This window comes from Xanthomonas sp. JL1 (assembly GCF_038405005.1).
Window position 1 is genome coordinate 1 of sequence record NZ_JBBYGR010000068.1, and the last position, 12,492, is coordinate 12,492.

General features: G+C 64.9%; 11 protein-coding genes. 8 read left to right on the forward strand and 3 right to left on the reverse strand.

The genetic code is table 11. The features are described 5' to 3' along the window. The 3 genes from WJW29_RS15540 to grxC all read right to left on the reverse strand — a co-directional run. A partial coding sequence (locus tag WJW29_RS15540) for a transposase (RefSeq protein WP_146033557.1) occupies positions 1 to 230 on the reverse strand: 230 nt, incomplete at its 3' end. Between the two features lie 150 nt (positions 231 to 380). Continuing rightward, positions 381 to 776, reverse strand: coding sequence for a carboxymuconolactone decarboxylase family protein (locus tag WJW29_RS15545; protein ID WP_011260099.1), 396 nt, complete (start codon positions 774 to 776; stop codon positions 381 to 383). Further along, a complete protein-coding gene (grxC, locus tag WJW29_RS15550) occupies positions 773 to 1,081 on the reverse strand; it encodes a glutaredoxin 3 (RefSeq protein ID WP_012445944.1) in 309 nt (102 codons plus the stop codon). Before grxC ends, WJW29_RS15545 begins: the two co-directional genes overlap by 4 nt. A gap of 89 nt (positions 1,082 to 1,170) precedes the next feature. Between grxC and WJW29_RS15555 the strand changes: the two genes are divergently transcribed. From WJW29_RS15555 to lpxH, 8 genes are all read left to right on the forward strand, one after another. Further along, positions 1,171 to 2,877: a M48 family metalloprotease gene (locus WJW29_RS15555; protein WP_027703647.1), complete on the forward strand. Its 1,707-nt coding sequence runs from the start codon at positions 1,171 to 1,173 to the stop codon at positions 2,875 to 2,877. A 180-nt stretch (positions 2,878 to 3,057) separates the two neighbouring features. Next, positions 3,058 to 3,747 carry a phosphate regulon transcriptional regulator PhoB gene (phoB, locus tag WJW29_RS15560; protein WP_011260102.1) on the forward strand — a complete coding sequence of 230 codons (690 nt, stop codon included), beginning with the start codon at positions 3,058 to 3,060 and terminating at the stop codon, positions 3,745 to 3,747. Between the two features lie 72 nt (positions 3,748 to 3,819). Then, positions 3,820 to 5,148 (forward strand): phosphate regulon sensor histidine kinase PhoR, encoded by a 1,329-nt coding sequence (gene phoR, locus WJW29_RS15565; protein ID WP_012445946.1) that lies wholly within the window; start codon positions 3,820 to 3,822, stop codon positions 5,146 to 5,148. A 115-nt stretch (positions 5,149 to 5,263) separates the two neighbouring features. After that, complete coding sequence (gene ppk1, locus WJW29_RS15570; protein ID WP_011260104.1) at positions 5,264 to 7,366, forward strand: polyphosphate kinase 1; 2,103 nt, start codon at positions 5,264 to 5,266, stop codon at positions 7,364 to 7,366. 177 nt (positions 7,367 to 7,543) lie between these two features. Further along, complete coding sequence (ppx, locus tag WJW29_RS15575) at positions 7,544 to 9,064, forward strand: exopolyphosphatase (protein ID WP_012445948.1); 1,521 nt, start codon at positions 7,544 to 7,546, stop codon at positions 9,062 to 9,064. A gap of 204 nt (positions 9,065 to 9,268) precedes the next feature. After that, the gene (locus tag WJW29_RS15580; RefSeq protein WP_011260106.1) at positions 9,269 to 10,405 is read left to right on the forward strand and encodes a glycosyltransferase family 1 protein; all 1,137 of its coding nucleotides are present in this window, start codon (positions 9,269 to 9,271) and stop codon (positions 10,403 to 10,405) included. Beyond that, positions 10,386 to 10,928, forward strand: a complete 543-nt coding sequence (locus WJW29_RS15585) for a phosphatase PAP2 family protein (protein WP_011260107.1) — start codon at positions 10,386 to 10,388, stop codon at positions 10,926 to 10,928. The genes WJW29_RS15580 and WJW29_RS15585 overlap by 20 nt, the downstream gene beginning before the upstream one ends. A gap of 647 nt (positions 10,929 to 11,575) precedes the next feature. Next, positions 11,576 to 12,319 (forward strand): UDP-2,3-diacylglucosamine diphosphatase, encoded by a 744-nt coding sequence (gene lpxH, locus WJW29_RS15590; protein WP_011260108.1) that lies wholly within the window; start codon positions 11,576 to 11,578, stop codon positions 12,317 to 12,319. Positions 12,320 to 12,492 lie beyond the last annotated feature (173 nt).

Sequence of the window (12,492 nt, forward strand, 5' to 3'; positions counted from 1 at the left end):
TCCACTTCGCTCCACTTGGCAAAGTAGGAATGCACCGTGCGCCACTTCGGAAAATCACTGGGCAACGCACGCCACGGGCAACCTGTCCGTAGCAGATACAGCACTGCGCACCACACCTCATACATATCCACTGTCACAGGCTTGGTGCGCTTGCGGGCTTGCTCCAGAATCGGGCGGATTTGCTCGAACCGCTCACGGCTCACGTCACTTGGATAGTTCTTCTCGCGCATTCGTGGAGTTTGCATGGTTTGAATAAGATCGTGAACAAGTTCTAAGGGCAGCAAGCGCCCAAGCGCAACGCGCCGTCTCGATGGTCGGCGCGCGCGTCCTGCCGGCTCTTACAAATCCCGAATACCCACCCCCAGGCCTCGGCTACACACTCAGTCGTGCGCGTGCGGGGCCGGCGCCTGCGCGCCGCTTTCGAGCTGGTCGAGGAAATCCACTGCGCGACGCAAGTGCGGGATCACGATGGAGCCGCCGACCACCAGGCCGACCGAAAAGGTTTCGAAGAACTCTTCGCGGCTCACGCCGGCTTCCTTGCACTGGGCCACGTGATAGCTGATGCAGTCGTCGCAGCGCAGCACCATCGAGGCGACCAGGCCGAGCAGCTCCTTGGTCTTCACGTCCAGGGTGCCGGCTTGATAGGTCTGGGTGTCCAGCGCAAAGAAGCGCCGCACCACTTGGTTCGGCTCGGCCAGGATGCGCTGATTCATGCGCTGACGGAATTCGGTGAATTCGCGCAGGCGGTCGGCGCTGCCTTCGTCGGAACCACTCATGCCTGACCGCCCGCGCTGCCGGCCAACAACTGCTCGAGCTTGCCGGCCCGGTGCATGGCCATCATGTCGTCGTAGCCGCCCACATGGACGTCGCCGACGAAGATCTGCGGCACGCTGGTGCGCTTGGCCAGGGCGACCATCTTGTCGCGCTCGGCCGGATCCAGATCGATCCGCACCTCGGTCCAGGTCTTGCCCTTGCTCTTGAGGAAGTTCTTGGCTGCCACGCAATACGGGCAAATGGCCGAGGAATACAGGGTGATCTGCGGACCGGAGGCCGCGCCCTGATCGGTATGGTCTTGGCTCACGGGAAACTCCGTGGTTGGTATGGGGTCTGACACATGGTACCGGGCGACTGGAATTTCCATGTCCTCACCGCAACACTGCGGGTTAACCGATGATTCACGCCGTCGCGCCGTGCTGCCCGCATGCTCCGCGAACTACCTGGGAGTTCCACTTGCGCCTGCTACCGCTCGCCACTGCCCTCACGCTGGCTGTTGCCATGGGTGTGACACCTGCGCAGGAAAACCGCCTGCCCGACATCGGCTCGTCGGCCGGCGAGTTGCTGACCCCGGCGCGTCAGGCCGAGTACGGCAAGATGATGCTGGCCGAGTTGCGCAACTACGACTACGTGCTGGACGACCCGCTGATCACCGACTGGCTGCAGACCATGGGCACCCGGCTGGGCGCCAACAGCGACCAGCCGCAGCAGCCGTTTACGTTTTTCATGCTGCGCGATCGCCAGATCAATGCGTTCGCCACGCTCGGCGGCTATGTCGCGGTCAATGCCGGGCTGGTGTTGACCGCCGAGCGCGAGGACGAAGTGGCGGCGGTGCTGTCGCATGAAATCGCCCACGTCACCCAGCAGCACGTGCTGCGTGCAGTGGAGCGCGCGCAGCGCGACCAGATCCCGATCCTGCTCGGCATGCTGGCGGCGGTGGTGGCGGCGCAGCAGGCCGGTGGCAACTCCAAGGGCGACGCCACCATGGCCACCATCACCAGCGCGATGGGGCTGATGCAGCAGCGGCAGATCGACTACACCCGTTCCAACGAATCCGAAGCCGACCGGCTGGGCATCCGCACGCTGGCGCGCAGCGGTTACGACGTCGATGCGATGGCCGGGTTCTTCGAGCGCATGTCGGTGGCGATGCGGGCCAATGAGGGTGGCTACAGCGCGCCGGATTTCCTGCAGACCCACCCGGTGACCGTCACCCGCATCAGCGAAGCCAAGGCGCGCGCCGAGCAGATGAAAAAGAACACCGTGGTGCTGACCACCTCGGTGCCGGGTGGAAGCCGCCAGGAACGCGTGGACCCGGCCGACCCGTCGCTGTCGGAGCCGCTCAGCCACAACGGCAACGCGCTGCTGCCCTACGCGCTGCGACTGCCGGTGGACGCGCTCAGCCGCGGCGCCGACCAGCAGGGCTTCGATTGGGCGAAAGAACGCCTGCGCGTGCTCAGCGCAGCCACGCCGGATGCAGCCATTCGCGAATACGAAAACCTGCGCCGCAGCGCAAAGCAAGGCTTGAGCGATGCGCAACGTTATGGCCTGGCGCTGGCAAAGCTGCGCAACAGCGGCGGGCGGCCAAGCGAGCCGGTGGCCGAGCTGAGCAGCCTGCTTGAGGCTCATCCGGATAATCTGTGGCTGGCGCTGGGCCTGAGTCAGGCGCAGGCGCGCGTGGGCCAACGCGAGGCGGCCAATGCACGCTTCGATGCGTTGCTCAAGCAATTGCCGAACAACCGTGCGGTGGCGCTGACTTATGCCAGCGCACTCAACGAGCAGGCCAGCAAGGAGTCCGGCCAGCGCGCGCGCCAGGTGCTGGAGCCGTTGGTGCACCGGAGCAGCGACGACCCGCTGCTGCAACAGAGCTACGCCCGTGCCTGCGAGCTCTCCGGCGACCAACTGCGCGCCAGCGAAGCGTATGCGGAAGCGGCGTTCTTGAACGGTCGCGCCGAACAGGCACTGATCCAGCTGGAAGCGCTGAAAAAGAAAGATCTCGACTATGTGACACGGGCGCGCGTGGATGCGCGCATCGCCGCCATCACGCCGACCGTGCTAGAGCTGCGGCGCCAAGGCATTCGCGACCCGGATTTATCCACCCGCTGATCGCTGATGCGCGTTGCCGGCTGTGGGCGGCCGAGCGACCATCTGCCGGCAATGGAACTGCCGAGCCCGCTTCGCCAGGCCATCCCCATCGCCATCGCATAAGCGGCGCGAGCGACGTCACATTAGAGTCACAAAACCGTAGTCTACTGACGATCACCAAAACCAGACGGTAAGCCCCGCGTGCAGAAACGCATTCTGATCGTCGATGACGAACCCGCGATCCGCGACATGGTGGCGTTCGCGCTACGCAAAGGCGAGTTCGAGCCCATCCATGCAGGCGATGCCCGCGAGGCGCAGACCGCCATCGCCGACCGCGTGCCGGATCTGATCCTGCTGGACTGGATGTTGCCGGGCACCAGCGGGCTGGACCTGGCGCGGCGCTGGCGCAAGGAGCAGCTGACCCGCGATATTCCGATCATCATGCTGACCGCGCGCGGTGAGGAAAACGACCGCGTCGGCGGCCTGGAAGCCGGCGTCGACGATTACGTGGTCAAGCCGTTCTCGGCACGCGAGCTGCTGGCACGCATCCGCGCGGTGATGCGGCGCACCCGCGAAGACGACGAAGACGGCAGCGTGGCGGTGGGACGCCTGCGCATCGATGGCGCCGCGCACCGCGTGTTCGCCGGCGATGCGCCTGTGCCGATCGGCCCGACCGAATATCGCCTGCTGCATTTCTTCATGACCCACCCGGAGCGCGTGTATACGCGCACCCAGCTGCTGGACCATGTCTGGGGCGGCAGCGTGTATGTGGAAGAGCGCACCATCGACGTGCATATCCGCCGCCTGCGCAAGACGCTGGAACCATTCGGCCTGGAAAACATGGTGCAGACCGTGCGTGGCTCGGGCTATCGTTTTTCTTCGGCGACCTGACGTGCCGTAAAGCCCCCCGGCCGCGTTCTGGCCGGGTGGCTGCCTACCTGACGCTTCGTGCTAACGCCTTCCATGCCTCAACACATCCGTTCCGCCTGGCTCAAGACGCTTGGCACCCTTGCGCTGTTGTTGGGCGCTGCCGTCTTCGCTGGCGTGCTGATCGGGCATGTGTGGATGGCGCTGACGCTCACCGCGCTGGGCGTGCTGGCCTGGCACTACTGGCGGCTGCGCCAGGTGCTGCGGCGGCTCACCGCGCGTCAACGGGCCGAGCCAGCCGCCGGTATCGGCGCCTGGAACGAACTGGACCGTCTGCTGTATCGCAGCCAGGCCGAAATGCGCGGGCGCAAGCGGCGCCTGATCGAAATGTTGCGCACCTACCGCGCCGCGGCGCAGGCGCTGCCGGATGCGGTAGTGGTGGTGGATCGCAACAGCCAGCGCGTGCAGTGGTTCAACAAGGCGGCGGGCGGTTTGCTCGGCTTGCACCATCCCGGCGACATGGGCGTATCGGTGGTGGAGCGGCTGCAGCCGTTGCCGCTGGCGCATTGGCTGGCAGCCGGGCGCAACGCCGAACCGATGCTGGATGCCGCCTCGCCGGCGGACCCGGATCTGCGCCTGAATCTGCGCCTGATTCCGTATTCCGACGACTACTTGTTGCTGGTGGCACGCGATGTCAGCAAGTTGCTGCGGCTGGAGCAGGTGCGCCGCGATTTCGTCGCCAACGTCTCGCATGAACTGCGTACCCCGCTGACGGTGGTGCATGGCTATCTGGACATGCTCGACCCGGAAGACTTTCCGGAGTCGGGCCCGATGCTGGCGGAGATGCGTAAGCAGTCGCAGCGCATGGCGCAGCTGGTCGAAGATCTGTTGACGCTGTCGCGGCTGGAATCGCAGGAAGAACTCGGCGAAGAGCATGTGGCGATGGCGCCGATGCTGTCGACCCTGCGCCGCGAGGCCGAGGCGCACAGCCAGGGCCGCCACACCGTGGAGGTGATCGACGAGGCCGGCGTGGATCTGCTCGGCTCCAACAAGGAACTGCATAGCGCGTTTTCCAACTTGGTCACCAACGCGGTGCGCTACACGCCCGGCGGCGGCACGGTGACGATCCGCTTTGTGCGCGAAGGCGATGGTGCCGCGCTGGCCGTGCGCGACACCGGCTACGGTATTCCGGCCTCGCATCTGCCGCGCATCACAGAACGTTTCTATCGCGTGTCCAGCAGCCGTTCGCGCGAGAGCGGCGGCACCGGGCTCGGTCTGTCGATCGTCAAGCACATCCTGGGGCTGCATCAAGCGCGCCTGGACATCGAAAGCGAAGTGGGACGCGGCAGCGAATTTTCGTGCCATTTCGTCGCTGCGCGCGTCGTGCAGCGCGAGCCATCGGTGCCACTGTCACACTCGGCGTAATATGTAGTCAGTACGCGTCCAGCGCGACGCAATGGTCGCGTCCCGCGCGCGCCGCATCGCCTGCGCTGCAGTTGCGCGGTAACCACGCACATACTCCGTCTTGATGATCGATTCCATGGGCCACGCCAAAGAACTGCACGACATCACACCCGGCGACGACATCGCCACCGATCCGTTGCGTGATACGGCGCTGTACATCAACCGCGAGTTGTCGCAGCTGGACTTCAACTTCCGGGTGCTGGCGCAGGCGCTCGATGAGCAGGTGCCATTGCTGGAGCGGCTGCGCTTCCTGTGCATCTCGTGTACCAATCTGGACGAGTTTTTCGAGATCCGCGCGGCCACCGTGCGGCATGCGCAGGAGTTCGGGCTGCCGCCGGCACCGGACGGGCTGAGCCCAACCGCCATCCTCAACGCAGTGCACGATCGCGCCGCCAAGTTGGTCGAGCAGCAATACCACGCCTGGAATGAAGTGCTGCGCCCGGCGATGGAAGACGCCGGCGTTGCCGTGCTCAGCCCCTCGGCATGGACCTCGCGCCAGAAACGCTGGCTGCGTGCCTACTTCCGCAACGAGATCATGCCGGTGCTGTCGCCACTGGGGCTGGACCCGGCGCACCCGTTCCCGAAGATCCTCAACAAGACCTTGAACATCGTGGTGGTGCTGGAAGGCCAGGACGCGTTCGGCCGCGCCGGGCATCTGGCCATCGTGCGCGCACCGCGTTCGCTGCCGCGCATCATCCAGCTGCCGGCCAGCCTGTCGCCGGAGGGCGCGCAGAGTTTCGTGTTCCTGTCGTCGGTGTTGTCCGAATTCGTCGACGAACTGTTCCCGGGCATGCAGGTCATGGGCTCGTATCAGTTCCGTGTCACCCGCAATTCCGAACTGGTGGTGGACGAGGAAGAAGTCGAAAACCTGGCGCTGGCCTTGCGCGACGAGTTGGTCACGCGCGGCTACCGGCCGGCGGTGCGGCTGGAGATCGCGCACGACTGCCCGGCGCCCATCCTGCGCACCTTGCTGCAAAATTTCGGACTGAACGAGAACGCGGTGTACCGCATCATCGGGCCGGTCAACCTGAGCCGCGTCACGCAGGTCTATGACCTGGTGCAGCGCCCCGAGCTCAAGTACCACTCGTTCAATCCGCGCACCTTGCGCGACACCGAGGGCATTTTCGAGATCGTCAAAAAAAACGATGTATTGCTGCATCACCCCTTCGATGCCTTCACAGCGGTGCTGGATGTCATCCGCCAAGCTGCGGTCGACCCGAACGTGCTGGCGATCAAGCAGACGCTGTATCGCACCGGAAAGGATTCGCTGATTGTCGATGCACTGATTCTGGCCGCACGCAACGGCAAGGACGTCACCGTGGTGGTGGAGTTGCGTGCGCGCTTCGACGAAGAAGCCAACCTGGGCCTGGCCGACAAGCTGCAGGAAGCCGGCGTGCAGGTGGTCTACGGCGTGGTCGGCTTCAAGACCCACGCCAAGATGCTGCTGATCGTGCGACGCGAGGGTCGCAAGCTCAAACGCTACGTGCACCTGGGCACCGGCAATTACCACAGCGGCACCGCGCGCCTGTATACCGACATCAGCCTGATCACCGCCGATGCCGAGATCGGCAATGACGTGCACATGCTGTTTCAGCAGTTGTCCGGGCTTGCGCCGCGCATGAAGCTGGAGCAGTTGCTGCAGTCGCCGTTTACGCTGCATGCCGGTGTGCTGAAGCGGATCGATCGCGAAACGCGGCTGGCCCGCAAGGGTCGCCCGGGCCGCATCATCGCCAAGATGAATGCCCTCAACGAACCGCAGGTGGTGCGTGCGTTGTACACGGCATCGCAGGCCGGCGTGCAGATCGATCTGATCGTGCGCGGGGCCTGCACGCTGCGCCCCGGCGTGCCGGGCGTGTCGGACAACATCCGCGTGCGCTCGATCGTGGGGCGCTTTCTGGAACACAGCCGCGTGTACTGGTTCGGCAACGACGGCGCCGCCGAGTTGTATTGCGCCAGCGCCGACTGGCTGGAACGCAACCTGCTGCGGCGGGTGGAGACCTGCTTCCCGATCCTGGAACCGGACCTTGCCAAGCGCGTCTACCGCGAAGTGCTGCAGAACTATCTGGACGACAACGTCAGCGCCTGGGAACTGGACGCAGAGGGCGTGTACCACAAGCGCACGCCTGCCCCGGGCGAGCCACCGCATTCGGCGCAGATGACCTTGCTCGATCGGATCTGAGTAACGCTGCAGCAGGCACTGTGGGAAGCCGTTCGCAAAGGCGGGCGTCATGCTCGCACCTGCAGCCTGCAGGTGGCACCCAGCGATTCCGAGCACCGACCGCACCCTGACGCTGAGAGGCCCACGCAGGGCCTCTCACGGGGCCAACGGACCATCGGCTACCATGCGGCCATGCCAATGCCCTCCCCCACGATTCCGCCCCTGCGCGATGGCGATTTTCTTGCCGCCATCGACCTAGGCTCCAACAGTTTCCACATGGTCATTGCGCGCTGCCTGATGGGTCAGCTGCGCGTCGTCGATCGCCTGCGCGAAACCGTGCGCATGGCCGATGGCCTGGATGGCAAAGGTGGGCTCTCCAATGAAGCACGGCAGCGCGCGCTCGAATGCCTGGCGCGGTTCGGCCAGCGCATTCGTGACGTGCCTTCGCTGCGCGTGCGCGCGTTGGCAACCAACACGGTGCGTCAGCTGCGTTCGCCGCAAGCGTTTCTGATGCCGGCCGAAACCGCGCTGGGTCATGCGATCGAGGTGGTCAGCGGGCGTGAGGAAGCGCGCCTGATCTATCTCGGCGTGGCGCATGCGCAGCCGCCCAAGCCCGACCAACGCCGGTTGGTGATCGACATCGGTGGCGGCTCGACCGAGTTCATCATCGGTCGCGGGTTTCAGACGCTGGAACGCGAAAGTCTGCAGGCCGGCTGCATTGCCAGCACGCGGCGGTTTTTTCCCGGCGGTAAATTGTCGAAGAAAAAATGGAAGGATGCGCTGACCGAGATCGGCGCCGAGTTTCAGCAGTTCGCCGGCCAGTACAAGGCGCTGGGCTGGCACGAGGCGATCGGCTCGTCCGGCACGCACAAGGCCATCGGCGAGATGTGCGCGGCAATGAAGCTGACCAAGGGCGCGATCACGGCGCAGGCGCTGCCGGCGCTGCGCGATGAGTTGCTCAAGGCCAAACGCATCGAAGACATCCAGCTGGCCGGCCTGGCGGCCGAACGGCGGCCAATCATCGCCGGTGGCATCTTGGTGCTGGAAGCTGCGTTCCAGGCGCTGGGTCTGGAGAAACTGATGGTCAGCAAGGCGGCGATGCGCGAAGGCATCCTGTACGACATGCTTGGCCGCGGCGGCGAAAACGATCCGCGCGACAGCTCGGTGGCCTCGCTGGTGCAGCGCTACGGGATCGACGAAGTACAGGCAGCACGCGTGGAAGCCACCGCCTGCCGCTTGTTCGACCAAGTCTGCGAATCCTGGCAACTGGATGGCGACGATGCGCAAGTGCTGCGCCGCGCCGCACGCCTGCACGAGCTGGGGCTGATCATTGCGCACAGCCAGTACCACGTGCACGGCAGCTATATCCTCGAGCACTCGGATATCGCGGGGTTTTCACGGCAGGAACAGCAGGTACTGGCCGCGCTGGTGCGCACGCATCGGCGCAATGTGCCCAAGACCGCCTTCGACGCCCTGCCCGACCGCGTGCTGCTGCCGACCCGGCGCAAGGCCGCGCTGCTGCGGCTGGCGGTGTTGCTGCACCGCGCGCATGATCCGGACCCGATTCCGACCCTGGAACTCACCGCCGACGACACCCAGCTGTCGTTGATCCTGTCGCAAAGCTGGATCGACTCGCGCCCGCTGCTGCGCGCCGACCTGATCGGCGAAGTCGACAGCATGGCCGGCCTGGGAATTGCGTTCAAACCGTTTGTGACCTGAGGCCGGGGGCCTCAGGCGGGATTGGAGAATCGGGATTCGCTCGAATCCAAAACTCCACCGTCCTCGCGATTCGTGCTGAAGAAATAATCTTGCTTTTGCGAATCCCTAATCTCCAATCCCGTCGCACGTGTCACTGCCACGTCTTACTAGCGCAACATCAATGCCATCGCCCTCCCGGAAGCTAGCCAAAACGGGAGAACGGGCATGCGCTACGCGATCGTTACCGAAACCTATCCCCCCGAGGTCAACGGTGTTGCGTTGACCGTGCACGGCCTGGAAACCGGCCTGCGCGCGCGCGGACACCAAGTGGATGTCGTGCGTCCACGCCAGAGCGCCGACACCACAGCGACCGATGCGCTACTGGTACGCGGTGCATCGCTGCCGCGCTACCCGGGATTGAAATTCGGCCTGCCGGCCACGCACCGTCTCGTACGTCATTGGCGCAGCACGCAACCGGATGCGATCTATGTGGCCACGGAAGGCCCCCTGGGCTGGTCGGCAATGCGCGCAGCACGCCGGCTCGGCATTCCGGTCGCCACCGGCTTCCACACCCGCTTCGACCAATACCTGCCCGATTACGGCGCCGCGTGGCTGCAGGGCACCGCGCTGCGCTGGATGCGGCGCTTCCACAACCAGGCCGAAGCCACGTTGGTGCCCACGCGCGAATTGCAACAGTTTCTGCGCGAAGACGGCTTCGAGCGCGTGCGATTGCTGGCGCGCGCAGTGGACAGCCAGCAATTCGATCCAGGTCGTCGCGATCTTGCATTGCGCGCGGACTGGGGCATCGAGGGCGAAGGCGTTGCCGCCATCTACGTCGGGCGCATCGCCAACGAAAAGAATCTGCCGCTGGCCGTGCGTGCCTTTCGCAATTTGCAGCAGATTCGCCCGAAAGCGCGCTTCGTGTGGGTGGGCGATGGCCCGGCACGCGAGAAGATTGCCCACGACAATCCGGACTTCATTTTCTGCGGCATCCAGCGTGGCGATGCATTGGCGCGTCACTTCGCCAGCGGTGATCTGTTCCTGTTCCCCAGCCGCAGCGAAACCTTCGGCAATGTGACCCTGGAAGCGATGGCCAGCGGCGTGGCGACAGTCGCTTTCGATTACGGCGCCGCACGCGAGTATCTGCGCAACGGCCATACCGGCGCGGCGGTAGATACCGACGAGGCCTTCATCCAGGCCGCCGTCGCACTCACCGAAGACGATGCACTGCGCCAGCGCATGGGCACGGCAGCGGCACAGGCGATGAAAAAACTGCATCCGGACAATGTGGTGTCCGATTTCGAAGCCTTGTTGCTGGGAATCAGCGCTGCACGGGGGCGTTATGTCGTCAACGCGGCTTGAGGTCTTGCGCGGTCACGAAGCGCGCTGGTGCCGACGCGCCAATCTGTGGTGCCGACGCAACCCGGTACGGCGCGTCTTCGCCTCCATCAGCCGTCTAGGCGACGGCGTGTTCTGGTACGCCTTGATGGGGTTGCTGGTGGTGCTCGACGGCATGCATGGCGTGCGTGCATCGGCGCACATGGCCGCCACCGGCGTGCTTGCATTGACGCTATACAAGGCGCTCAAACGCTGGACCCGGCGTCCGCGCCCGTATGCGGCGGACGTGCGCATTCGCGCCTGGGTGGCACCGCTGGACGAGTTCAGCTTCCCCTCCGGCCACACGTTGCATGCGGTGTCCTTCAGCATCGTGGCACTGGCCTATTATCCCTGGCTCGCCCCTTTGCTGGTGCCGTTTTCGGCCGGCGTGGCGCTTTCGCGCGTGGTACTGGGGCTGCACTATCCCAGCGACGTACTCGCCGCCACGGTGATCGGTGTGCTGCTGGCGAGCCTGTCGCTGTGGGGGCTGCCGGTGGTGTTGGGCTAAGCGCCAGCCATGGCGAGGCGCGGCTGACTGACAGGCAGGCGGAAAGAGAGACCGACGAGCAACCCGGACGGAACCAAGCAGGCAGCAGCGCTTCTTCGCCTCACCCTTCTCCCTGCGGGACATTGTCCTACTTGATGGGGGAGAAGGCGCCCTGCAGGGACGGATGCGGGTAGGTGCGAGGCCTCATGCACTTGCCGTCGATTGGTCTGGCACGATCAATTGTTCTTGCACGGAGGTTGATAATGAAACCGTATGGCGCAGCGGTGCGACTTCAGCGTGTGGCTTCGCCCCGTACCTTCACTCCTACCCTCTCCCGCAGGGAGAGGGGCGAGCTGCGAGCTGCCTTTCGCTCTTGACGATAGCCGCTGCGCATGACGCTCTGGTGCCGAGTCATGCTCACGAGCGCCACGCCTGCGTGACCACTGATCAGAGGCATCAGACGTCGGGCATTGGGCAACTGACACGGATCGCCAGTCGCTTCGAAGCCAATGACTGACGCGTGCCACCAATAGCAGATCGACAAGCCCAACTTCTGATACCAAATCACTTATCAACCGTGATCCGCCAATCTCGACTCTCCACTCCCGAATCACAAATCTCGCATCCTTGCCCCTGACCGCCCCGCGCTGCCGCCGTACAATGGCGCAATGACCACCCTGTTCATTTCCGACCTGCATCTGGATCCGGCCCGGCCGGCGATTACCGAGTTGTTTCTGGATTTCCTGCGCACGCAGGTGCGGGGCAGCGACGCGCTCTACATCCTGGGCGACCTGTTCGAAGCCTGGATCGGCGACGACACCCCGTCCACGGCCGCCGATGCGGTGGCGGTGGCGCTGCATGCGGTCGCCGATGCCGGCGTGCCGGTGTTCTTCATGGCCGGCAACCGCGACTTCCTGGTGGGCGAAACCTACGCACAGCGCGCGGGCTTCCGCATCCTGCCCGACCCCACCGTGATCGATCTATACGGGCACACCACGCTGCTGATGCACGGCGACCTGCTGTGCACCGACGACACTGCCTACCAGGCGTTTCGCGCACAGACGCGCGATCCGGTATTTCAGGCGCAGTTCCTGGCCCAGCCGCTGGCCGCACGCGTGGCGTTCGCGCAGCAGGCGCGCGCGGCCAGCCAGGCGCGCCATGCAGAACTCAAGCAGGGCGACCAGTCGAACGTTGAAACCGTCACCGACGTCTCGCCGGCCGAAGTGGAAGCCACCTTCGTGCGTTACGGGCTGGATCGGCTAATCCACGGCCACACGCATCGCCCTGCCATCCACACCGTACAGGCCGGCGGCAACACCTGCACGCGCATCGTGCTGGGCGACTGGTACGAACAAGGCTCGGTCTTGCGTTTGGATGCCGATGGTGTGTCGCTGGAGCAGTTCGCGCTGTAAGGCAGCGCATCCACACGCTGTGCCTGCAACGCAAGACACCGTGACGCTGAATGACATGCGCGCGCCGGGTCATCTCAAGCGCGCCTTACGCGACCGCCTCGCCGCTACGCAACGGCTGTCGTGGCGCTTGCTGACATCTGCGCGCAGTCAGTCTGCACTGGATCAATGACCAC

Excerpts from the sequence above, each read along its gene's own strand:
- WJW29_RS15545 (WP_011260099.1), bottom strand. The coding sequence starts at position 776 with ATGAGTGGTTCCGACGAAGGCAGCGCCGACCGCCTGCGCGAATTCACC.
- WJW29_RS15555 (WP_027703647.1), top strand. The coding sequence starts at position 1,171 with ATGATTCACGCCGTCGCGCCGTGCTGCCCGCATGCTCCGCGAACTACC.
- phoR (WP_012445946.1), top strand. The coding sequence starts at position 3,820 with ATGCCTCAACACATCCGTTCCGCCTGGCTCAAGACGCTTGGCACCCTT.
- ppk1 (WP_011260104.1), top strand. The coding sequence starts at position 5,264 with ATGGGCCACGCCAAAGAACTGCACGACATCACACCCGGCGACGACATC.
- ppx (WP_012445948.1), top strand. The coding sequence starts at position 7,544 with ATGCCCTCCCCCACGATTCCGCCCCTGCGCGATGGCGATTTTCTTGCC.
- WJW29_RS15580 (WP_011260106.1), top strand. The coding sequence starts at position 9,269 with ATGCGCTACGCGATCGTTACCGAAACCTATCCCCCCGAGGTCAACGGT.
- WJW29_RS15585 (WP_011260107.1), top strand. The coding sequence starts at position 10,386 with ATGTCGTCAACGCGGCTTGAGGTCTTGCGCGGTCACGAAGCGCGCTGG.
- lpxH (WP_011260108.1), top strand. The coding sequence starts at position 11,576 with ATGACCACCCTGTTCATTTCCGACCTGCATCTGGATCCGGCCCGGCCG.